At 67.3% G+C, this 22795-nt stretch carries 21 protein-coding genes and 1 pseudogene; 8 read left to right on the top strand and 14 right to left on the bottom strand.

The features are described 5' to 3' along the window. Positions 1-11 precede the first annotated feature (11 nt). A complete protein-coding gene (locus QUE68_RS28820; protein WP_284234746.1) occupies positions 12-860 on the bottom strand; it encodes a sigma-70 family RNA polymerase sigma factor in 849 nt (282 codons plus the stop codon). A gap of 92 nt (positions 861-952) precedes the next feature. Here QUE68_RS28820 and QUE68_RS28815 point away from each other — a divergent pair, with 92 nt between their 5' ends. The 4 genes and pseudogenes from QUE68_RS28815 to QUE68_RS28800 all read left to right on the top strand — a co-directional run bounded on the left by QUE68_RS28815 (position 953) and on the right by QUE68_RS28800 (position 4447). Further along, a complete protein-coding gene (locus tag QUE68_RS28815) occupies positions 953-1180 on the top strand; it encodes a hypothetical protein (protein WP_284234745.1) in 228 nt (75 codons plus the stop codon). Between the two features lie 95 nt (positions 1181-1275). Continuing rightward, on the top strand, positions 1276-1584 hold the full coding sequence (locus QUE68_RS28810) for a hypothetical protein (RefSeq protein WP_286274878.1): 309 nt from the start codon (positions 1276-1278) through the stop codon (positions 1582-1584). Positions 1585-1711: 127 nt separating this feature from the next. Beyond that, positions 1712-3116, top strand: a pseudogene (locus tag QUE68_RS28805) (APC family permease). After that, the gene (locus QUE68_RS28800) at positions 3113-4447 is read left to right on the top strand and encodes an SGNH/GDSL hydrolase family protein (RefSeq protein ID WP_284234552.1); all 1335 of its coding nucleotides are present in this window, start codon (positions 3113-3115) and stop codon (positions 4445-4447) included. The pseudogene QUE68_RS28805 and the gene QUE68_RS28800 overlap by 4 nt, the downstream one beginning before the upstream one ends. A 27-nt stretch (positions 4448-4474) precedes the next feature. Here QUE68_RS28800 and QUE68_RS28795 read toward each other — a convergent pair whose 3' ends face one another. The 7 genes from QUE68_RS28795 to QUE68_RS28765 form a co-directional block, all read right to left on the bottom strand. Further along, positions 4475-5497 (bottom strand): ABC transporter substrate-binding protein, encoded by a 1023-nt coding sequence (locus tag QUE68_RS28795; RefSeq protein WP_284234550.1) that lies wholly within the window; start codon positions 5495-5497, stop codon positions 4475-4477. 150 nt (positions 5498-5647) lie between these two features. Further along, complete coding sequence (locus QUE68_RS28790; protein WP_284230375.1) at positions 5648-5992, bottom strand: hypothetical protein; 345 nt, start codon at positions 5990-5992, stop codon at positions 5648-5650. 183 nt (positions 5993-6175) lie between these two features. Next, positions 6176-7969, bottom strand: coding sequence for an L-lactate permease (locus QUE68_RS28785; RefSeq protein WP_284234547.1), 1794 nt, complete (start codon positions 7967-7969; stop codon positions 6176-6178). Further along, complete coding sequence (locus QUE68_RS28780) at positions 7962-9344, bottom strand: (Fe-S)-binding protein (protein WP_284234545.1); 1383 nt, start codon at positions 9342-9344, stop codon at positions 7962-7964. Before QUE68_RS28780 ends, QUE68_RS28785 begins: the two co-directional genes overlap by 8 nt. 39 nt (positions 9345-9383) lie before the next feature. Then, entirely contained in the window at positions 9384-10571 is a 1188-nt protein-coding gene (locus QUE68_RS28775) for an FAD-binding oxidoreductase (RefSeq protein WP_284234543.1), read from the bottom strand. Between the two features lie 17 nt (positions 10572-10588). Further along, a complete protein-coding gene (locus QUE68_RS28770) occupies positions 10589-12079 on the bottom strand; it encodes an FAD-linked oxidase C-terminal domain-containing protein (RefSeq protein WP_284234541.1) in 1491 nt (496 codons plus the stop codon). A 126-nt stretch (positions 12080-12205) separates the two neighbouring features. Further along, positions 12206-12973, bottom strand: coding sequence for an IclR family transcriptional regulator (locus QUE68_RS28765; RefSeq protein ID WP_286274876.1), 768 nt, complete (start codon positions 12971-12973; stop codon positions 12206-12208). 133 nt (positions 12974-13106) lie between these two features. On the opposite strand from QUE68_RS28765, the gene QUE68_RS28760 reads away from it, so the two are divergent. Genes QUE68_RS28760 through gcl form a run of 3 tightly spaced genes read left to right on the top strand, consistent with a single transcriptional unit; the run spans position 13107 to position 16574 of the window. Beyond that, entirely contained in the window at positions 13107-13949 is an 843-nt protein-coding gene (locus tag QUE68_RS28760) for a hydroxypyruvate isomerase family protein (RefSeq protein ID WP_284234539.1), read from the top strand. Beyond that, entirely contained in the window at positions 13895-14830 is a 936-nt protein-coding gene (locus QUE68_RS28755; RefSeq protein WP_284234744.1) for a 2-hydroxy-3-oxopropionate reductase, read from the top strand. The genes QUE68_RS28760 and QUE68_RS28755 overlap by 55 nt, the downstream gene beginning before the upstream one ends. Before the next feature lies 1 nt (position 14831). Then, entirely contained in the window at positions 14832-16574 is a 1743-nt protein-coding gene (gene gcl, locus QUE68_RS28750; protein WP_284234537.1) for a glyoxylate carboligase, read from the top strand. Between the two features lie 122 nt (positions 16575-16696). On the opposite strand, the gene QUE68_RS28745 is transcribed toward gcl, so the two are convergent. Continuing rightward, positions 16697-17299: a CIA30 family protein gene (locus QUE68_RS28745; protein ID WP_286274875.1), complete on the bottom strand. Its 603-nt coding sequence runs from the start codon at positions 17297-17299 to the stop codon at positions 16697-16699. A gap of 53 nt (positions 17300-17352) precedes the next feature. Continuing rightward, positions 17353-17769: a DUF4174 domain-containing protein gene (locus QUE68_RS28740; RefSeq protein ID WP_286274874.1), complete on the bottom strand. Its 417-nt coding sequence runs from the start codon at positions 17767-17769 to the stop codon at positions 17353-17355. A gap of 403 nt (positions 17770-18172) precedes the next feature. Between QUE68_RS28740 and QUE68_RS28735 the strand changes: the two genes are divergently transcribed. Beyond that, complete coding sequence (locus QUE68_RS28735; RefSeq protein WP_284230361.1) at positions 18173-18799, top strand: class I SAM-dependent methyltransferase; 627 nt, start codon at positions 18173-18175, stop codon at positions 18797-18799. A 26-nt stretch (positions 18800-18825) separates the two neighbouring features. Here the strand turns inward: QUE68_RS28735 and QUE68_RS28730 are convergent, their stop codons facing one another. From QUE68_RS28730 to QUE68_RS28715, 4 genes are all read right to left on the bottom strand, one after another. Further along, positions 18826-19536, bottom strand: a complete 711-nt coding sequence (locus tag QUE68_RS28730; protein WP_284234532.1) for an isochorismatase family protein — start codon at positions 19534-19536, stop codon at positions 18826-18828. 97 nt (positions 19537-19633) lie between these two features. After that, a complete protein-coding gene (locus QUE68_RS28725; RefSeq protein WP_284234531.1) occupies positions 19634-20620 on the bottom strand; it encodes a zinc-dependent alcohol dehydrogenase family protein in 987 nt (328 codons plus the stop codon). Continuing rightward, on the bottom strand, positions 20602-21726 hold the full coding sequence (locus QUE68_RS28720) for a Gfo/Idh/MocA family protein (protein ID WP_284234530.1): 1125 nt from the start codon (positions 21724-21726) through the stop codon (positions 20602-20604). The genes QUE68_RS28725 and QUE68_RS28720 overlap by 19 nt, the downstream gene beginning before the upstream one ends. 31 nt (positions 21727-21757) lie before the next feature. Then, positions 21758-22726 (bottom strand): NADP-dependent oxidoreductase, encoded by a 969-nt coding sequence (locus tag QUE68_RS28715; protein WP_284234528.1) that lies wholly within the window; start codon positions 22724-22726, stop codon positions 21758-21760. Between the last annotated feature and the right edge of the window lie 69 nt (positions 22727-22795).

Here is a 22795-nt window from a genome sequence, read left to right as displayed (position 1 = left end):
TCACCAGCGGGTCACTGTCGCGCACTCCCGCCCTCGCGCCGTCGTACGCCGGCCAGCACGTCGTCGTCGGCGCGAAAGTGGAGCCGCCGCACCTGACCGTTCTCGACGGTGAAGTCGAAGGCGACCTTCACCTCGCCGCGATTGATCCACGCCGCCCCGGGGCGATCATCGACGAACACCGGAAAGGCAGCCGCCGCAGCGCCGTTGAAGAAGGTGGCTACCTCATCGGAGCCCCGCATGTGCGTCGGCGTGCCGAGCGCACCGGCGGCCGCGTCGGCGGACACCACCACGTCGGGAGCCAGCAGTTCCAGCAGCCGGGCGAAGTCGCCTTCGCGGGCCGCGGCCATGAAGGCGTCCACGATCTCCCAGTCGGCGAGAGCATCTTCGGGCGCGGCGGGGCGCACCTTGGCGCGCGCCCGAGACGCCAGCTTGCGCGCGGCGACCGGAGTCGTATCGAGCATCGCGGCAATCAGATCGAAGTCGACGGCGAAGCTATCGTGCAGCACGAACGCCACCCGCTCGGCGGGCGTGAGTCGGTCGAGCACCACCTGCAGCGCGATGCCAACGGTGTCGGCGAGCACCACGTCGTCGGCCGGGTCGGGTGCCGTCGCCTCGACCTCGATCGAATCCATCGGCTCCGGGGTACGCACCCGCAGCCGGTCCAGGCACAACCGTGACGTCACCGTCGTGAGCCAGCCCGCCAGGTTGTCGATGGGCTCGTCGGTGGCGTGCAGCCTCAGCCACGCCTGCTGCACGATGTCTTCGGCCGCGTGGGCGTCGCCCAAGATTCGCGCAGCGATGCGCTCCAGACGAGGCCGCTCGGCCTGGAAGCCCTCGCGCAGCTGGTCGTCGCTCACCATCGCGGTCACACTTTCGTCGTCGGATGCGTCATCACCTTGACGCACCCGGATTGTCCGGTGTGACCAAGACAGGAGGAACGTCCGTGAAGTCGATGACCTGCCAAGATCTCGGTGGCCCCTGCGATCTCGCGCACCGCGGTGACAGTGCCGATGACATCATCAACGCCCAGGACCAACACCTCAAGGAACTTGTGCAAGCCGGAGACGACGAACACGTACCCGCCCGCGACGACATGAAGGGCCGCTGGCGCCACCCGCTGAAGTCGATGGGTTGGTACAACGACGTCAAGAAGCGCTTCGCCGCGCTGCCGGAGAGCTGACGCTCGGTAGGCGTCCGTGGGACCGCGAGATTGACGTGAGTCAACAAGACTGCGAGAGAGTCGTTGCGGCCTCTTTCAATGCCCTATTCCCACACGTGAAACCGGGTGGCATCTACGACGTCATCGAGGACTTGGCGTCGTCGTGTTGGCCCGACTGGGGCGGCGACCGGGACCCGTCAGCCCAGTACATGTCCATGGAGCTCATCAAGACCATGTTGGACGGCCTGCACCAGTCGGAGCAGATACGGACCGGCGACGATCAACCGTCGAAGACCGATCTGGCCATCACGGGCGTGCACGTGCACCACAACCTAGCCATCATCGAGAAGGGCCTCAACACCGAGCAAGGGGCTCCGGAGTGGCTGCGGGACATCAACCATGCGAGCTCGTACACCGACGAGTGATCGTGCTGACGCCCGCCACGGGAATCGGCGTCGGAGGCGGTTTGACGCAAAAGCAGATTCTGCGCCGCAAGGCTTGAACTTTGCTCTAGTGTCCCGTACGCACCAGCCATAGAAGAGCGGAACGTCGATGACGGCAGATGATATGGCGAACCTCGCCGCTCCGGACGAACGAAGTCCGGATCGCGGTTACGAACCCGAACTCAAGCGAACCCTCAGTGCATTCCAGGTGTTCGCGGTCTCCTTCGCATTCATCTCGGTGGCCGTCGGCATCTTCGCGACCTACGACGACCTCCTCAAGAGCTCCGGACCGGTCGGCATCTGGTTGTGGATCCTTGCCGCCATCGGGCAAGCGCTGGTAGCCCTCGTGGTGGCGCAGTTCGCGGCCCGAATTGCGCTCAGTGGATCCTCCTATAAGTGGGCGTCGCGGCTGGCCAACCCGAAGATCGGCTGGCTGTCCGGCTGGTTGACGTTCTGGTACCTGGCGATCGCCGTCGTGGCGCTGGACAACGCGCTGGCCAGCCAGGCGTTCTTGCCTCTGGTCGGAATGGCCGAGAACGAAGACACCGCGCGGATGCTCACGGTGGCGATACTGGTCATCCAGGCGGTGCTGGTGATCGCCTCCACGCGACTGCTCGGCATGATCACGTCCAGTGCGGTAGGCATCGAGCTCGCGATGTCACCACCGACGCACCGAACTACTTCGCCATCGGCGGCGGCTTGATGGCCGGCATGATCATGGGCCTGACAACTCTGGTCGGCTTCGACTCCGCGACGAATCTGGCTGAAGAAGCCAAGGATCCGTTCAACAGCGTCCCTCGCGCGATCGTGGCGTCGGCGCTCGCAGCCGGAGTGCTTGGGTTCTTGTTCCTGATCGTCTTGACCGTCGCCATCAAGGATATTTCGGGAGTGACCTCGAGTGGATCGCCGGTCGCCGAGATCATCCGCAGCCAGTCTGGCGTGGTCGCCGAGCGGATCCTGTTGGCGGGCCTGGTGTTCGCGATGTTCGGGGCAGGCATGGTAGTGATAGCCGCGTGTTCACGGCAGGTGTTCGCGATGGCCCGCGACAATCGGTTCCCGGCGCACGAGCTGATGAAGAAGGTCAACCCCAAGACGCAAACCCCGGTTCCGGCGACGCTTCTGATCCTCGCCGTCGGCGTCGTCTTGATGCTCGCGCTCCCCGGTGACGCACTGATCCCGCTGATCGTGGGATCGACGCTCCTGCCCGCGCTGATCTACACCGGCATCGTGATCCGCTACCTGGCGGTGCGAAAACGCTTGGAGCACAGGGAAGGTGGCTTCAGCCTGGGGCGCTTCGAAATGCCGGTCGCCGTAGCTGCGCTGATCTGGGAGGCATTCTTCCTGTTGGTGCTCGTCACACCCGGCGACAACACCATTCCGGTCCTGATCGTCGTCGGCCTCATCCTCGCCGGCGGCGTGTACTTCGCGTACATGTCTACTTCCGCCGCCAAATCCTAGACACAGAAGCGCGGTTCGGCGACGCCGTCGTGACCGTTCGGGAGACGACCGCATGACCTCCACCAATACCCGCCAGCGTCTTTCGATCTCGGCCGCGGTGGCCGGGCTGGTCATCCAACTCGTCGCGCCCGGCGTGGCTGCGGCCGATCCACTGCCCAGCTGTTCGGATCAGGGCTGGCTCGGGGTGTGGGCGGCCGCGCCGTCGGATGCCTCTGGCGGCACCGACGACATGGATCGGTACGACATGTCGATGAACCCTAAGTCGGTGGTGCGGGACGAGACCATCCGGGCGATCCTGACGCCGACGTTCGGTGGCACCACCGCGCGAGTCCGGTTGTCGAACCGATTCGGCACCGTCCCAGTGACATTCGCGCACGCGGCCGTCGCGCGCCGTGCATCCGGGCCGGCGTTGGTTCCGGACACCACTGCACCGCTGACCTTCGCCGGGGACCGGAGCGTCACAGTGGCCCCCGGTCAGGACGTGCTGAGCGACCCCGTCGAATTCGCCGTCCAGGCATTCGAGTCGCTGGCCGTGAGCCTGCACGTGGCCGGCGACGTCGGTAAGCCGACCGAGCATGACGTCGCGCGGCAGACGTCCTACCTCACGCCCGAGGGCACTGGTGACCACACCAGCGACGTCGATGGGGACGCGTTCACCCAACGCACCACCAGCCGCCCCTTCGTCAGCGGCGTCGAGGTGCTGGCGCCACTGTCGGACAGTGCTGTTGCGGCACTCGGTGACTCGATCACCGACGGCTACCAAGCGGTGCCAGCAGGGGCACCCGAGACACTGGAGGGTATCGATGCGGACGGGCGCTGGCCAGACGACCTCGCCCGCCGGCTTGCCGCCGCGGACCGCCCACTGTCGGTGCTCAACCTCGGTATCGCAGGCAACCGCGTGCTGCAGGATTCGGCAGTCGGTGGCCAACCGGATGTCCAGGGAGCGGCGGTGATCCGTCGGCTCGACGCCGACGTGTTGACCCAGTCGGGCGTGACGACGGTGATTTGGCTCGAGGGCATCAATGACTTGCTGATGTCCCCCAACGCCACCGTCGAGCAGCTGACCGGCGGGTACCGAGACGTGATCGACCGCCTGCACTCGCAGGGTCTGCGAGTGCTGCAGGGCACGCTCACCCCGGCCGGTGGTAGTTCCGCCGCCCCGCCGGGTAGCGACGCCGTGCGCCAGGCCGTCAACTCCTGGATCCGGCAGGAAAGCCCAGCGGACGGAGTGGTCGACTTCGACGCCGCTGTCCGCGACCCCGCCGACCCGTCGCGGATCAATCCGGCCTACGACGGTTCCGACGGCCTGCACTTCAACCTCGCCGGCTACCAGGCGATGGCTGACGCGGTTCCGCTGGAGATGCTCACCGACCGCGCGTGCTCCTGAGTCCAAACCCGTTGCAGGAGGCGGTTACTACCCCGGCGGTTGGTTGGCCAGTTCGACGGCCCGAGTCAGCGTCGCACGGTCGACGACATCGGAAGCGTTCATCGGTTGGGTGAGCACGCCCGACTCGCTCGCCATGTCGATCATGAACTTCACGCTGTCGTCGGAGAGCCCACCGTCCTCGGTCCAGAACGGGTACCGCTGGATGAGCGCGAACAGCTCTCGCAGCGATACGTCGGAGGGCGGTTCCGCAACGTATTCGTCGACCGCCGCCTGGAACAGGCCGAAGTCGCTCTTCAACGTCTTCATCGCGCGCAGCGTGGTGGCGCAGTATCTGGCGGCGAGTTCACGGTTCTGGTCGAGCCATTCCGCGCGGGCGGCCTGAGCCACCTTGATGAATCCGGGGGCGTTGTCGTACAGGGTGGCGATCTCCACCGGCTGGTTCACCGAAGCGTGCGCGCCGTCGTACTGCGTGTCGTGGATGACCGTGGCATCCAGGCCGCCTGCGGCCCACTCCGCCGTTCGGGCGCTGGAACTTTCGATGATCCGCTGCGTGGGGATCTCATCGACGTCGCGGGGCTCGCCGACGCCGCTGAGCATCGCGTTCAGCACGATCGCCCCGGCGCCGCCCGGGCTGTCGATGCCGACCCTGGCCGACGGGTCGAACAGCTGTCCGGCGGTGTTCACGCCATTGGCACCCGCCAGCACGAAGTCGTCCATGCTGACGAATGGGCAGAACAATTTGACGTTCTCACCCTGCTCGCGTGCATCCAGGATCGCGGAGAACGACGTCGCCATGACCTGAGCCTTGCCGTCGAGGAAGGTCTGCACGGCGGTGGTGTGGGAATCGGACGTCGTCACGTTCTGCTCGACGCTGATGGCCAGCCCGAAGTCGCCTCCGTTGTGGTCTACGCCGTAGACCAGTGGGATCTGCGACGCCTGCGGTTGCGAACCCAGCGCGATGCGCAGCGACTCCCCGTTCGTGGGCTCCGCGGCCCAGGCCGTGCCGGAGCCGCCCGCGAGTGTGATGGCGGTGACGGCGCCGATTGCCATGGAACACGTTGCGCGTCTTCGACTCTTGCTGGACATGGATCCCCTCGTTCTTCGTTCGTTTGGAGCCGGATCCAGTGTCGTGGTCGACGTGACCGTACAACGCCGTGAACAGGTCAAAGACCGAAACTGCGGCATTGCCCTTGCCCGGTGTCAGCGGCCGTGCTGCTCGTTGCTTCCCTTGTGGCCCTGGCCCGCGTGGTCGCTGTGCGGGGCGGGGTTGTGGGGGAAGGGGATGTGCTGCTGGGTGGCGGCGGTGCCGGGGGCGGGGACGGCTGCGACGTTGGGGCCGCGGGTGGCAGCTTCGAGTTCGTCGGTGATCGTGCTGGCGTCTTCGACGGCTGGCCCGGCGGTGCCCGTCATGGGGGTTCCGTCGATGTGGGTGATCGTCGCGGTGTCGGCGTGGGCCGGGGCGGCGATGGCCACCAGGGTTCCGCCGAGCCCGGCGATTCCGAAGGTGAGGATGGCCGCGGCGGTGGCGATGCGGGTGGTGATCATGGGAGCTCCTCTTCTCGAAGCCACTTGGTGTGGCTGCATGAGATAGAGCATCGGGCGCGGTCCTCAACGGAACCTCAGCGCCGTGGTGGTGCCGCCGCGCCGGCTATGTAGCGGGTTCCTGCGTGGCGGTCAGACTGCCCTTGAACTCGTCGGGCGCCACCACGATCCGCGGCCGGCCCGGGGTCACGGCAGCATCCAGGCCAGCACCGGCGTGGACTGCAGGTAGACCAACACGCACATCAACAATAGGAAACCTATTGACCATCCGATGACCTTGCGGAACAGGTCGCCCTCCTTACCCGCCATGCCAGTGGCCGCCGCGGCGATCGCGAGGTTCTGCGGGGAGATCATCTTGCCGAGCACGCCACCCGAGCTGTTGGCCGCCGCGAGTAGCACCTCACTCAGGCCCGCCTTCTGCGCTGCGGCGACCTGCAGGGTGCCGAATAGCGCGTTCGACGAGGTGTCCGAACCCGTCACCGCGACGCCAAGCCAGCCGAGCACGGGGGACAGGAAGGCGAAGAAGCTGCCGGTCCCGGCGATCCACTGACCAATGGTGATGGTCTGGCCGGAGAAGTTCATCACGTACGCCAGAGCTAGGACGGCGGCCACGGTGACGATCGCCCACTTGAGCTGGCTGAGGGTCGCGCCGAAGGCCTTGAGCGCAGAGGCGGGACTTAGCCCGAGGACGGCCATCGTGATGAGGCCGGAGATGAGCAGAAGCGTGCCGGCCGCGGACAGCCATCCGAAGGCGAAGGTCACGCCTGACGGCGGTTTGCCCGCCGGGGTAACGATGTTCAGCCCCGGCCAGGGGAAGGTCACGGCGCCCTTGGCGAGCAGCGTCTTGATGGGGCCGATCTGCGCCAGGGAGAACACGGCGATGATGATGAGGTAGGGCGAATATGCCTTGAGCACCTCCCGCTTGGAATCGGCGTCGTCGTGCGGGTGGTCACCCCGATCATCGTGGCCGTCGGATGCTCCTCGGGGTACCTTCCGACCGGAATCGTTCGGCGGCGTGCCATCGCCGGATACGCCCCCCGATCGGGTGGACACCGCGGTGGTGCCGCGACCGCGGTCACCCGTCTCGACGGCGTGGGCCGACGACTCGGCGTTGGAGATCCGGTCCTGCATCTCGTCCTCGCTCAGGCGCTCGACGGTGAGTTCCTCGGACGGCTGCCAGACCCGCATCAGAATGACCAGTGCGCCAGCGGCGGCAAGTGAGGCAATGATGTCGGTCAACTCGACGGATAAGAAATTCGACGAGACGAACTGCCCGATTGCGAACACCACCCCGGCGACGACGGCCGGCAGCCAGCACTGCCGGATCCCTCGACGGCCGTCGACGATCAGGACGAGCACCAGCGGTACGAACAAGGCAAGGATCGGGGTCTGCCGGCCGACGGTGGAGGCCAGGTCGTCAACGGGGATTCCGGTGATCTTGGCCAGCGTCGTGATGGGTACCGCGATGGCGCCGAATGCGACGGGCGCGGTGTTCGCGACCAGTGCGACCGTGGCCGCCTTCATCGGCGAGAACCCCAGCGCGATGAGCATGACCGCACTGATGGCAACCGGCGTCCCGAAGCCGGCGAGGGCCTCCATCAGCCCGCCGAAGCAGAACGCGATGATGACCGCCTGGACACGCTGGTCGCTCGACACGGTGCCGAACGAGCGGCGCAGCACGCCGAAGTGGCCAGTCTCGACCGTCATGTTGTAGATCCAAATGGCCGTCACGACGATCCACATGATCGGGAAGATCCCAAAGGTGGCGCCCTCGGCGGCGCTGCTGAAGGCTTGCCCGACGGGCATGCCGTAGACGGCGACCGCAACGATCAACGCCACCGCCAGGGCTATCAGCGCAGCCCACTGGGCCTTCATTCGCACGGCACCCAGCAGCACGAAGATGGTCAGTAGCGGCAGCGCCGCGAACGCCGAGGACAGTGCGAGCGATCCACCTATCGGATCGAAGATCTGCTCATACATGGTCGGGCCCTCTCGACGGGATCGGATTGACGCCGCGGATGGAGGCGTCGATGAGCTGGACGGGATGGAACAGGGGCACGCCGGCATCCAGGTAGCGCCGGATCTGCAGGAGGCAGCCCGCATTCGAGGTCACGACCGCGTCGGGTGCGGTGGTGTTGATCTGCTCGACCTTGCGTTGGCCGAGCCGCTCGGCGGCGTCGGGTTGGACGAGGTTGTAGATGCCAGCCGAGCCGCAGCAGATGTCGGGTTCGGGGATGTCGGTGACGGTCAGCTGCGGAATGCCGTGCAGGACCGCGCGCGGCTGGGCCCTGATCCCCTGGGCGTGGGCCAGATGGCAGGCGTCGTGGTAGGCGACACGGGCGGGAATGGGGTGGCGCGGCGCGACGGGTCCGAGTTCGGCCAGAAGCTCCGAGATGTCGCGGACCTTGGCGCTGAAGGCGGCGGCGCGGTCGGCATAGTCGGGGTCGTCACGCAGGAGCACGGCGTACTCCTTCATCGATGAGCCGCAACCGGCAACGTTGACCACGATGCTCTGGACGTCGGCAGCGTCGAAGACGTCGATGAGCCGGCGCGCGCGCGCGATCGCTTCCTCTTCGCGGCCGGAGTGGCTGGACAGCGCCCCGCAGCACTGCTGGTCCTTGGGGGCGACGACGTCGCATCCCTCGGCAGCCAGTACCCGGGTGGCGGCCGCGTTGACGTCACCGAAGAAGACGCGCTGGACGCATCCCGAGAGCATCCCGACGCGTTGGCGCGAGGTGCCGACGGCGGGGGTGAAGGCGGGCTGGCGGGCTACCACGTCGCGCAGTGACAGGTCTGGCAGGAGGGCTTCCATCGCACGCAGCCGGGCCGGGAGCCGGTCGAGCAGGCCGGTGGCCATCAGTAGCCGACGCAGCCCGAGACGCTGGTAGAGCGCACCGAAGAGGGCCGCGGGGCGGAGTCGCGTGGGGTAAGGGAACAGGCTGAAGATCAAAGTCCGGAACAGGCGATCGGCTCGGGTGCGCTCCCAGTTGCGTTCGATCTGCGGCCGGACGGCCTCGATGAGCTGGTCGTACTTCACCCCGGACGGACACGACGTCACGCACGCCATGCAGCCCAGGCAGGCGTCGAAGTTCGCTACGAAATCCTGGTCCATCGGCACCTCACCGGCCTTGCCCGCCTCCATGAGGTAGACGCGCCCGCGCGGGGAGTTGGCCTCGTTGCCCTCGAGTAGGTAGGTGGGGCAGGTGGGCAGGCAGAAGCCGCAGTGCACGCAGTCGTCGATGAGTTCCTCACTCGGCGGGTGGTGCGCATCGAAGATGCCGAAGCCAACGCCCTCGGTATCGATCGCCGCCGCCACCGAGAGCTCGTCGGTGTGTCGGGAAGCTGGATCGGTCATCACACGGTCCTTCGTGGTCGACGAGTCATGTCTGGCGGCTCAGTACCAGGGCTGGAAGCGGCCTGGTGCAAGACGCCCGGTGGGGTCGAACTGGGTCTTGATCCTTCGGAGGAGTTCGAGGGTCGACGGAGGCGGACCGAGCGCGTCGACGAGGTCCTCGACGCCGTCGGGGCGATGGCGCAGCAGGAGGCTCAGGCGATGCTTCGCGGCGTACTCGCGCAGGGCCGTCAGCATCGTCGCGTGCTCCGGCGCCGATGCGCCGCGAAGCCGGACGGTGTGCATCCCCAGTGCGGCACTGGAGACGACGTGCGCGTCCAGGCCGGCGCGGCCGGCCTCTTCCACGACGTGGCCGGCGAGATGGTCGAGTCCGCTGGGCAGCCCTGCGATGCGGAGGACCGTCTCGTCGTCGGCACCGAGAACGGCTGCGCCGTGTTCCCGCCAAGTGGCCGCGGCGTCTTCGATCACATCGGCGTGGATGCCAAGCCCTGCCAGCAGATCGGCGGCGCGGGTGCCGGCCGCCTCGACCGAGGCCTGGGTGCCGTGAAATCGCACGAGGAGCCGCCCCGGCTCACCCGAGATCCATTCCACGGCCGCGGGTTCGAGCGGAGAGGCAGCGAGCGCGAGTGCGGCCGCGGTGGCCTGCGTCGCGTCGGCGGTGCCCGTCGTCGTCAGTTCGGCCGGGGGCCGCGGGTGCAGCCGCAGGACGACCTCACCGATCAGGGCGAGCGAGCCGAGCGAACCGTGTACCAACTTGGCGAGGTCATAGCCGGCGACGTTCTTGATGACGTGGCCACCGGAGCGGGCGACGGTGCCGTCGGGGAGCACGAGCGTGACGCCGATGACCAGATCGCGCAGCCCGCCGTAGCGAAGCCGCGACGGTCCCGAGTCCCCGGCTGCCAAGAGCCCACCCAGCGTCGCTCCGTTGGCTGCGCTCGGCGGATCCAGTGCCAGCCACTGACCGCTCTCGGCGAGGTGGTCCTGCAAGGTGTCGAGGGTGGTGCCCGCGCGGACCGATGCGGTCATGTCACCGGGGTTGTGGGTCAAGACCCCGGAAAGGTCGGTGGTGTCGAGGAGCAGGTCCGGGTCGGACACCCGGCCCGCCCAATCGAGCTTGGTTCCGCCGCCGCGGACCAGCACCGAGCCGGTGGAGTCCCGCAGGAGCTGCGCGGCCTCGGCCACTGTGCCGGGGCGCTGCACGTCCTGCCGCCGGGTCGCGGGTGCGGTCATCGTTTCGCCTCCGTCTTTCACATGCGCTCGATCACGCCAGCTGCCTCGAGAGGATGCACGCGGTAGGGTCCGGGACGCTCGCCACATAGCCTCGGGGTGGGAAAGATCTTGCCGGGGTTGGCAATTCCGTCCGGGTCGAACGCAGCACGCAGCCGCTTCATCACCGCCAGATCGTCCTCGGAGAACATCTTCGGCATCGAGCACGCCTTGTCGGTACCCACGCCGTGCTCGCCGGTGATCGACCCGCCCATCTGGACACACAGCTCCGCGATCGCCGTGGACAGGTGTTCGCCACGCTCGGACTCCCCCTCCACCGCTGCGTCGTAGAGCACCAGCGGGTGCAGGTTGCCGTCTCCGGCGTGGAAGACGTTCGCCACTCGCAGCCCGGCCTCGTCGGCCATCTCCTGCATGCTCGCCAGCACCTCGCCGAGGCGGGTGCGGGGGATGACGCCGTCCTGCACGTAGTAGTCGGGGCTGATCCGCCCCATCGCGGCGAAGGCGGCCTTGCGGCCCTTCCAGATCAGTGCGCGCTCGTCGGCGTCGGCTGCGAACCGGATTCCGGTGGTGCCGGCGGCGCGGCAGATCCGCTCGACCTCGGCGAACCCCTCGTCGCATTCGTGCGCCGGGCCATCGAGTTCCACGACGAGTGCGGCAGCGGTGTCGAGGGAGAAACCGGCGTGGACGGCGGCCTCGCACGCTTCGATGGCGAGTGCGTCGAGCATTTCCACTGCGGCGGGGACGATCCCGGCCGCGATGATGCCGCTGACCGCCTCACCCGCGGCAGCGGGGCTGGTGAAGTCGGCCACCAGCGTGCGGACGGCTTCGGGGCGGCGCATCAGGCGCACGGTGACGGAGGTGGCGATCGCGAGGGTTCCCTCGGAACCGATCACGGCGCCGCGCAGGTCCGGGCCGACCACCTCGGGCCCATCCCCGCCGACGGTGACCACCGTGGCGTCGGGCAGCACCAGCGTCATGCCGTGCACGTGGTTGCTGGTGAAGCCGTACTTCATGCAGTGCGCGCCGCCCGAGTTCTCGGCGATGTTGCCACCGATGGTGCACACCGTCTGGCTGGACGGGTCGGGGGCGAAGTACAGGTCGTGTGCGACCACGGCGCGGCTGATGTCGGCGTTGGTGACGCCGGGCTCGACGGTCATCCGCCGATTGGCCACGTCGATGTCGAGGATTCGACGCATCCGCGCCAGGGACACCACCACGCCGTCGGCAACCGGCAGGGCGCCGCCCGACAAGCCGGTGCCCGCACCACGGGCGACGAACGGGACGTGGGCGCGTGCACACGCCGCGACCACGGCCGCCACCTCCTCGGTGGACTCCGGCAGTGCTACCAGTGCGGGGATCACGCGGTAACCAGTGAGCCCGTCGCACTCATAGGCCTTGAGGCGAGTCCGGTCGGTGATGACTCGGTCCGGCGAGAGCCGTCGACGGAGTTCGTCGGCCATCGTGCCGGTGATGTCACCGGTCGGTGCCGCCCTGACCTGCGTCGACGTCATCGTCTACCTCGGCTTCCATATTTCGGAATCTAACTACCGACTAATGGAAGACTGCGCGCTAAGGAGGCGTGTGTCAACCGTCACATACCTATGACGACCTTAGGCCAGGAGCGAACGCGGCCGATCTCAGACCGAGGGGTCACCGTGAAGATCGCGGCTGAGACTCTTCGCCACCCGGATGAGGATGGGGGCGATCTCGACGACGCGGCCCGCGGTGATGCGGCCAGACGGTCCCGACACCGACAACGCCGAACAGGCGGGCGCGTCGAGGACCGGTACGGCGACGCACCGGACTCCGGCCTCCTGCTCGGCGTCGTCCACCGCCCACCCCTGCTCGCGTATCTCGTCGAGTTCGGCGAGGAACGCCGCGGGATCGGTGTGCGTGCGAGGCGTCGAGGCGGGCATTCCGGTCCGCCGCAGCAACTCCAGCACCTGACCGTTCGGCAGCTGGGAAAGCAGTGCCTTGCCCACGCCGGTGCTGTGCGCGGAGACCCGGCGACCCACCTCGGTGAACATTCGCATCGAATGGGCGGACGGCACCTGCGCCACGTAGACGACGGCATCGCCCTCGAGCACGGCCATGTTCGCCGTTTCGCCGATCTCCTCCACCAATTCGGCCAATCGCGGCCCGGCCCAGCTGCCGCCAAGGGCGCGCACGGCCGTCTCGCCCAGTCGGATCAACCGCGGGCCGAGCGCATAGCGCCGGGAGGGCTCCCGCCGTACGTAGCCGTTGTGTGCCAGCGACCCCAGGAGCCGGTGGATCGTCGGCAGCGGAAGTCCGGTGGCGGCCTCGAGTTCGGCCAGTCTCATGGATCCTCCCGCATCCGCCAGGTGCTCCAGCAACGCGATGGCGCGGTCCAGCGACTGCACACCGCTCCCGCGAGTTTCGTCCACGCCGCCCGGCTCCCTCAGTTCGTTCCGCATTGCGGAATTTACACCTACTGCGGCCAAAGGGGGTTGACCGTGAGCTGGGTCACCCGTAGATTCCACATAGCAGATGTATATTTCCACGATACGGAAGAATGGCATGCGACACGAACTTCCCTACCTTGCGAACTGCTCCATCATGTTCACCGAGTCACCCCTGCTGGAACGTCCGGCGGCAGCGCATGCCGCGGGTTTCGACGCCATCGAGTTCTGGTGGCCCTTCGACCGTGCCGTCCCGTCCGACCCGGAGGTCGACGCCTTCGTGACGGCAATCTCCGACGCCGGGGTTCGGTTGGTCGGACTGAACTTCCCGGCCGGTGACATGCCGTCGGGTGACCGGGGCCTGCTGTCCTGGTTGGGGCGCGCCGCGGAATTCCAAGACGGTGTGGAGGTGGCCGTGGGCATCGCCGGCCAACTCGGAACCCACGCCTTCAACGCTCTCTACGGCAACCGCCTCGATGACGAGGACGCCGCCGCCCAGAACGACTTGGCCGCGCAGAACCTGGCGCATGCGGCCACCGCAGCAGCCCGCATCGGCGCGGTCGTACTGCTGGAGCCCGTCAGCGGCGCTCCGCGTTACCCGCTGCGCACGGCGGCCGACGTCGTCGCCGTCCTCGACCGTGTCGAGCGGGAGTCGGGTGCGGACAACCTGCGACTGCTCGCCGACCTCTACCACCTGGCCACCAACGGCGATGATCTCAATGCCGCAGTCGCGCAACATCACTCGCGCATCGGCCATGTCCAGATCGCCGATGCGCCCGGCCGTCACGAGCCCGGCAGCGGTGACCTCGATCTCGACACGCCCCTTCGTGAACTAGAGGCCCGGGGCTACACCGGCTGGGTCGGCCTCGAATACGCGCCCGCCACCACCACCGAAGCCGGACTTCACTGGCTGCCTCGCGAACGCCGGGCGGCCGCCAACACCGCAGGGAGGGCGACATGACCACGATCGCATTCATCGGCCTCGGCATCATGGGCGAGCCCATGGCCGCGAACCTGGTCGAGGCGGGCCATGACGTCATCGCCGTGAACCGCAGCCAGGAGGCCGTCGAGCGGCTGACCGAGCGCGGTGCCCGCGCGGGCACCGTGGCTGCCGCGTCCGCCGAAGCCGAGGTCGTCATCACGATGCTGCCGGACAGTCCCGACGTGGAGGCAGTCGCCCACGGTGAGGATGGCATCCACGCGAACGCCAAGCCCGGGACGCTGCACATCGACTGCTCGTCGATCCGGCCCGACGTGGCGCGGGGCCTCGCCGCCGAAGGTGAACAACGCGGCCTGCGGGTGATCGATGCCCCGGTCAGTGGCGGACAACCGGCCGCCGTCGAGGGCACGCTGTCGATCATGGTCGGCGGCGGGGACGCCGACGTGGAACGGGCCCGTCCGCTGCTGGAAGCGGTGGGTTCCACCGTGGTTCACGTCGGACCGACCGGCGCGGGACAGACGGTCAAGGCGGCGAATCAGCTCATCGTCGCCGGGCACCTGGAACTGCTGGCCGAGGCGATCGTGTTCCTGAACGCGCACGGTGTCGACCTCGACGCTGCGATCAAGGTTCTCGGCGGTGGCCTGGCCGGCAGCACCGTCCTGGACCGCAAGGCCGCGGGCATGCTCGCCGGTACGTTCGAGCCGGGCTTCCGAATTGACCTGCACCACAAAGATCTTGGCATCGTGACCGCGGCCGCTCGCGAAGCCGGCGTGACTATTCCGCTCGGCGCTCACGTCGCCCAGTTGGTCGGCGCACTTCGGGCCCAGGGACACGGCGGGCTGGATCACAGCGCGTTGCTTCTGCTCGTCCAGCAGTTATCCAACCCGACCAAGGGAGCCTGACATGGCCCGCATGCGCGCGATCGATGCCGTCGTCCTCGTCCTGGAACGGGAAGGCATCACGTGTGCGTTCGGTGTCCCTGGTGCGGCGATCAATCCGCTCTACTCCGCTATGCGCAAGCGCGGCAGCATCACTCACTACCTCGGTCGCCACGTCGAGGGCGCCGTACACATGGCAGAGGGCTACAGCCGGGCTGAACCGGGCAACATCGGGGTGTGCCTGGCCACCAGCGGCCCGGGCGGCACCGACACCATCACCGGGCTGTACTCCGCGTGGGGCGATTCGGTGCCTCTGCTCGTGGTCACCGGGCAGGCGCCGGTCGCGAAGTTGCACAAGGAGGACTTCCAGGCCGTCGACATCGCGGCCATCGCCGCTCCCGTCACCAAGATGGCCGAGACCGTAATGGAGCCCGCTCAGGTACCCGGGGCGTTCCAACGCGCGTTCCACGTCATGCGCTCAGGACGGCCCGGGCCAGTCCTGCTCGATCTGCCCGTCGACGTACAGCTCGCCGAGATCGAGTTCGACATCGACACTTACGAGCCGTTGCCGGTGACCAAGCCGGCCGCGACCCGGGAGCAGGCCGAGCGGGCGATCGACATGCTCTGCGCCGCCGAGCGCCCGCTGCTGGTCGCGGGCGGCGGAATCGTGAACGCCGATGCCGCCGAGCTGCTGGTCGAGCTTGCCGAAATTCTGGACGTGCCGGTGATCCCCACCCTGATGGGCTGGGGCACGATCCCGGACGACCACCGGCTGATGGCCGGCATGGCTGGGCTGCAGACCGCGCACCGTTACGGCAACGCCACGGTGCTGGCGTCGGACTTCGTGCTGGGCATCGGAAACCGCTGGGCAAACCGGCACACCGGAGGGCTGGACGTCTATCGCGACGGCCGCACGTTCGTACACGTCGACATCGAACCGACGCAGATCGGACGAATCTTCGCCCCGGACTACGCCATCGTCTCCGACGCCCGCGCGGCGCTGGAGCGGCTCGTCGAAGTGGCCCACGAACGCCGGGACGAGGGGAGGCTTCCCGACCGCACCGCGTGGGTGGCCGAGTGCGTCGATCGCAAGGAGACGATGCATCGTCGCACCGACTTCCCCGACGTACCAATCAAGCCGCAGCGCGTCTACCAGGAGATGAACAAGGCCTTCGGGCGGGACACCCGCTACGTCAGCAACATCGGGCTGTCCCAGATCGCGGGTGCGCAGTTCCTGCACGTATATCGGCCGCGGGGTTGGATCGACGCCGGCCAAGCCGGCCCGCTGGGCTGGACGGTGCCCGCTGCGCTGGGCGTGTGCGTAGCCGACCCCGAGGCCACCGTGGTCGGGCTCTCCGGTGACTACGACTTCCAGTTCCTGGTCGAGCAGCTCGCCTGCGGCGCGCAGTTCCGACTGCCCTTCGTTCATGTCCTGGTGAACAATTCATACCTGGGGCTCATCCGTCAGGCCCAGCGGCCGTTCGACATGGACTACGGGGTGCAGCTCGGGTTCGACAACGTCAACTCGCCGAACTTGGAGGGCTATGGAGTCGACCACGTCAAGGTCGCCGAAGGCTTGGGCTGCAAGGCTATTCGCGTCCGCGAACCCGACGAGCTGGGGGCAGCGTTCGAGAAGGCGATGGCGATGATGGCCGAGTTCCGCGTGCCGGTCGTCGTCGAGGTGATCTTGGAGAAGATCACCAACGTCGCGATGGGCACCGAACTCGACAACGTCACCGAGTTCGAGGAACTCGCCACGCACGCGTGAATGCGCGGCGCTCGGGGTCGTCGACGACTTCGCGTGGGCGGACCTCTTCAGTCCGCGATTGACCTGCGCCGCAAAGCAATCCGGTCAGATTGGACCACCAGCGTAGCGCTGCCACTCAGTCCTCAGGTCGTCGCGTCGATCGTGCTGATGGTGAGTTCGAAGGGGCCCTGCTGTTTGTCGAGGATGTAGACCGAAACCTGGTCGATGTTCGACGGGTCCAAAGTCTGCGGCGCGTCGGGTGCGGGATCGAGGCGCTGGCCAACGGGCTGAAAGCCTGCAATGGGGAGTTCGTAGATCCGCTGGACGGCGGCCTCGGTGGTGAAGCGCTGGATGTAGGACCAAGGTTGCCCGGCAGTGCCGACCTTCAGTACGTAGGTCTTACCGTCGCCCAGAGCGCGCACGCGCAGCGACTTCGCGCCTGTGGCTCGTCGCCCGATATCGGGGTCCTGCGGGCTGCGCGCCGAGGCGAACCCGCCATTGTTCTCCAGCGAGATGTCGCCCGAGAACACGAGGCCACCATCGCCGAACGTGATCCTCGAGGTCGACTGACCGCCCATGACGGGGTCGTTGACCGTTGTCCAGGTGGCTACCTCGCTGGCCTCGTCGAGGTCGACGAGCGTGACGGCCTGGGCGGCCGAGCTAGGTGTCGTCGGCGGGTTCGTCGTCTCGTCTGCGTTGGCGGTTCGCCCGGCGCTTCCGCACGAGACGATCAGAAGTGCGACCAAGATGCCGACTAGTCCAAGCTGTAATCGATGCCTGTTCACCGCTGTCTCCGACATCAACACCGACTCGCATTGGTGCTCATCTCGCGGCTGCGCATGGGCATGCCATCGATCACGGCATAGATGGCTTGGAGATCCGGTACCTCGTTGACGCGCAGTTTCTCGCCGCCGTCCTTTCCGATCAACAGCACGCCGAAGGCGGTCTCACCAATCGCGTACTGGTTCCTCAGCCGTCGTGACTCATCGGCGCTGATGCCTTGACCATCGAGCGTGCTGTTGCCCTCGGTCACCACCAAGCCAAACACCATGTCACGACCGACGAAGTCACAGCGAGTGGCCTCGATTCGACTCAGCGTTTCACCGACCCTCGGATCTCTGTCCGTCGGCGCGAACACCAGCAAGGGACGGCGATCCCAGAGATAATCGCTGAGTTCGGCGGCCCCGGCAGTCGCAGATCCGAGCGCGGTGGTCATCACCAAGACGACCAGCACTAGTGCCAATCGTCGAACGTTGCGCTTCTTGACCATGGTAATCCTCGACTGTACCGACTCACGCTCGATTGTCGAGATGCGAGGGTAAGCGAGCAGCGGAGTTCAGGCACGCGTACCGGAGCGAAACACTCTGTCTACCAACGATATCCGTTGGCCGATTGCCATGATCAAACCGGGTGCAGCCCCCCGCGATGATCTGCGCGACGGGTTGCCGACGTGGTGTGGACGCCCTGTGGGGGCGACACTGTCCTGGTGCCAGATCGTTCGTGGCGGTTCACCCCACGCCAGAGTGTCAACAGCGAATGCGAGCGACGGGGACCATTGGCATTCAGCGAGGCGTGCTGTCGGATGCTCGACGGTGACGGCTCGGAAAGGATCTGAACACGTGAGCCCACCCGCCGAAGACCACGCTTCGCCGCCATCACACTGGTCGCAGATTCACGGCTGGTTCGGTTGGCGCGACCTGCAGGAGGAGGCCGTGGCGACCTTCGCCGAGGGCAGCACGTTCGTCGAGGTTGGTTCCTACCTCGGCCGCAGCCTGTGTTCGCTGGCCGAGGTGGTGAGCGAGTCGAATCGCGACTTCACCGTCGTCGGCGTCGACTCCTGCCGTGGCAGCGGACGCGAGGGCACCGCGGACAAGGATTCTCATGCCGCCGCCGTCGCCGATGGTGGCGGCACCCTCGCCGGACAGTTGCACCGCAACGTCATCGGGTGTGGGTTCGCCGACCAGGTGCACCTTCTGGTCAGCCCGTCACCGGCCGCTGCCGCGCTCTTCGCCGACGGGTCCCTGGCCTGGGTGCACCTCGACGCCCGCCACGAGTACGACAGTGTGGTCGCCGACATCGACGGCTGGCTGCCCAAGGTCGCCCCGGGCGGTTGGCTGTCCGGAGACGACTATGACCAGCAGTGGTGGCCGGGTGTGGTTGCCGCAGTGCGGGATCGGGTGCCCGACGCGCAGGAATGCTCCACGCGGCAGTGGCGTTGGGTGAAGCCGCACGGCTCGTCCCGCTGACCGTCTCCGTCGCATCCTTCTGTCGGTCAACGGCTATGCGTGGCCCGCATTGCGGTGACGACATCCTCGGTCCAGACCACCCCGTGGGCGAGGAAGGCGTAGTTGACCAGAGCGGCCTGGTAACCATCCCCCCACTCGGGGTGGCGTGGACCGGCGATGGCATCGCGTACGACGTAGACCTCGAAGCCTTGTTCGAGGAGATCGCGCAGGTGCGACTCGACGCACATGTTCGCGAGCATCCCGCCCAAGAGGACTTTGTTGATCCGCCGTTTACGCAACTGCAGAGTCAGGTCGTTGGTTTGCGGGCCGAATACTTTGTGCGGGCTGACGACCACCGTGCCCGGATCGTTGATGAAGGGCTTGAACTCCTCGAGCCAGTCGGCTCCCGAGCCGTCGAACCCGTCGAGGGTCAACGGGCCCTGCCGGTCGAAGGTGCCGGTGCGCAGTTCGTCGGCCTCGAGTGCGCCGTTGAACAGCCAGCGGTGATCGGTGGGATAGAAGTAGTGCGGCGAGATGAACATCCCGAACGCCGCGGCCTTCGCGGCTTCGAAGATGGCGAGCATGTGCGCGACGGTGTCGTTCTCCGTGACGCTGGCGCCGGTCGCCGCCCAGTTGATTCCGGTGGGGCTCAGGACGTCGTTCTGCGGGTCGATGAATACCACGGCGGTGTCGCTGGAGTTCCAGTCCATCGGGGTGTCTCTCTTCATGTCGGCGGACGTGTCTAAGAGGATGCCCATCGATGTTCCCTCGATCGGCGGCTGATGTCGTCAGTGTTCGCGGCCATCACGGACTCCTGTTGACCGGTGTGCTCGGTACCTGCTAGCTGGTAGCCGGCTACAGCGGTGGCAGCACGATCACTTTGCCTGTAGCGGCGCCGTTCTCGACGATCGCATGGGCGTCGTTGACCTCGTCGAGGGTGAAGGTCGTCGAGTGCAGCCGAGGGGCCAGCTTGCCACCGTCGGTGAGTGCGGCAGCTTGAGACACGATGTGGCCGTGGTGTTCGCGGCCGCGGCCGCTCAACAGCGGCATCAGGGTGAACACCCCCGAGTAGGTGGCTCCGCGGAAGGACAGGGGCGCCAGGCTGTGAGTGCCCCATCCCAGTGCGCTCACGACGTGGCCGGTGTAGCGCTTGACCGCGGCGAACGAAGCGTCAAGCGTGGCGCCGCCGACGTTGTCGACCACGATGTCGAAGCCCTCGTCGCCGGTGTACTCAGCGACGTATTCGGCGACTGCACTCGTCGTGTAGTCGATGGGGGTCGCCCCGACCTGGCGGATTGCGTCCTGGCTCGAGGGGCCTCCGGTGGCGAACACCTGCGCGCCGCGGGCGATGGCGAGCTGCACCGCGAGGAAACCGACTCCGCCCGCGCCGCCGTGGATCAGTACCTGGTGCCCCGCAGCGACATCCGCACGGTCGACGAGCCCCTCCCAGGACGTGATGAAGCCCAGCGGAAGGGCCGCAGCCTGCTCCATTGACAGTGCTTTGGGTTTGTGAGCGATCAACCGCGCATCGACCGCGGCCAGTTCGGCCAGCGACCCCGCCACGCCGCCGATTCCGCCGGTCATGCCGAATACTTCGTCACCGATGTGGAATTCGTCGACCTGTGCCCCCACTGCCTCCACCACCCCGGCCATGTCGATGCCGAGAACGCCCGGGGGCGCCATCTTCGCGTGCGCGGCCTCCCCCCGGCGGATCTTGATGTCGAGTGGGTTGACACCGCTGGCCATGACGCGAACCAGGACTTCGCGGGGACCCGGGGTGGGATCGGGGATCTCGCTCACCCGCAGCGGGGCGTTGTAGGCGGTCAGGACTGCAGCGCGCATGATGACTCCTCGGAATCACCTGTCATCTTCACCCCAGCGGTGGATGCACCGCGGGCTATCCGGTCGACCAACCGGTGCAACCGCACCGCGTCGCCGAAAGACGGAGCCACTGCGGTGCCCTCGCTGAGGTCGCGAGCGAAGGCCGCGTAGAGCGCCGCCACATTGCGGGCTGGGCCAGGCAATCCGCCGCCGGAGTAGTCGTCGGGCGCAATGATGGGTTGCACGTGGCCATCCGATCCGCGTCCGCCCGCCAGCACCAACTCGGTGGCCTGGATGTTGCCGTTGGGGGCGGGGGAGGTGATCAGTAGATCGCCGTCGGTTCCGTTGATCTCCCACCGGAGGTCACCCGCGCGAGAGAGGCCGCCTCGGTAAAAGATCGAGGCAACCGCTCCGCTTTCCAACCCACCGGTCACCGCCACCTGGTCAGGCGTGGTGGAGCTGATCGGTGCGCTGTCCAGCACGGTGATGTCCCGGTGGCCGATCCCGAGCGTTGCGGTGACCGAGGCGACGTCGCCGAGGACGAAGGTCAGCGCGTCGAGGGTGTGACCGACTGACACCGACAGCGGTGTGACGCCGTTGCGACGGTCGTACTGATAGACGTGCGCCGGATCGGTGATCGCACCCCAGGCCTGGCCTGAACCAACGAGATTCGTCGCCAACACCCGGCCGAGATAGCCGTGCCGAACCAGGGCCCGTAGGTGTGCGACCACCGGGTCGAATCGAGCCTGGAGGCCGATCACGTTGCCAACACCGGCCGCGGCCGCCATCGCGGCCAGGTCCTCGGCCTCCGCGAGGTCGACGCCCAGTGGCCACTCGCTGAAGACCATCTTCCCTGCCGTCAGTGCCTGCGTCACCAGGTCGTGATGGCCGGGAACTTTCACGGCGACGACGACGAGATCAACACCGGGATGGGCGATCAGCTGCCGTGGATCGTCGAAGGCATCGACCTTCCATTCGGCAGCAGCGCGCCGAGCTGATTCGTGGCGGCTGGTGGCAACTGCACGAAGGTCGTACTGCGGCAGGGCCCGCAGCGCCGGAACGTGCGTTGCGGCGGCCCATCCGGTGCCCGGGCTGGCGCCGATGATGCCGACTCCGATGGGTTTCATCGCGATGGTCCCTTTCTGGTTGAAGAGCGGTCTAGTCGAAGGTGAGGACGAGGCGGCCACGGACGCCGCCCTGTTCGATGGCGCGGTGTGCCGCGGCGGCATCCGCGGCGGGGAATGTCTGTGCCACCCGCAGCGTGATCTGGCCCTGCTCCGCGAGGGCGCGAAGGCTGTCGAGCTTGTCGGTCGCGTGGGTGTAGTCGGGCACCCACACATCGCGGATCGTGATGTCGCGTTCGGGATGGAGCGTCGAGGTGCCGCGCTCCCCGGGGCGACGAACGATGGCGATCTGACCGCCGTCGCGCAGCGCTGGCATGACCTCGTCGCCTTGCAACGCGGCGTCGACAACCGCCGCGACACCTTCGGGGTGACGCCGCCGAATGCATTCTCCCACAGTAGATCCACGCGCGACGATCTCGTCGGCGCCGAGGGCCGAGACGAGCTCCTCGTCGGCGGGGGCGGCGTCGGCGATCACCCGGAGTCCGTCGGCCTTCGCCAGCTGGACGGCATAACCGCCGACTGCACCCGCGGCGCCGGTGACTGCGAGGGTGTCACCAGGTGCCAGGTTCAACACGTCGAGCGCCCGCCGAGCCGTGAGACCGTTCATCGGCAACGTGGCTGCCTCGGCGTGACTGCTTCCGGCGGGCGCGGCGGTGACCTGGTCGGCGTCGACGACGACGTATTCGGCGTAGGCACCGCCGGAGTCGTCGATCGGCATCAGGATCGCCATCACGCGGTCACCGACGCGGATGTCGGTAGTCGTGCCGGGGCCGATCTCGTCGACCAGTCCGGCGACCTCCATGCCCGGACGGTACGGCGGCGACAACGTGCTCGCCCGCAGCGCCTCGTCGATGTCGCCGATCCGCAGCAACACGTCCGCGGGATTGACAGTCGCGGCGTGGACCCGGATGCGGACCCGGCCGGGACCAGCGTGCGGCTCGTCGATGTCCACCTGCCGAAGAACTTCCGGACCGCCGTACTCGGTGACCACTACTGCTTTCATGCCGAACTCCTCCTATACGGGGAGACCTCCCCATTTATCCGGGCGTAAGATTAAACGGGGAGTTATCCC

The organism is Mycolicibacterium sp. TUM20985 (assembly GCF_030295745.1).
Taxonomy (GTDB): domain Bacteria; phylum Actinomycetota; class Actinomycetes; order Mycobacteriales; family Mycobacteriaceae; genus Mycobacterium.
This window is presented reverse-complemented; position numbering and strand designations above follow the sequence as displayed.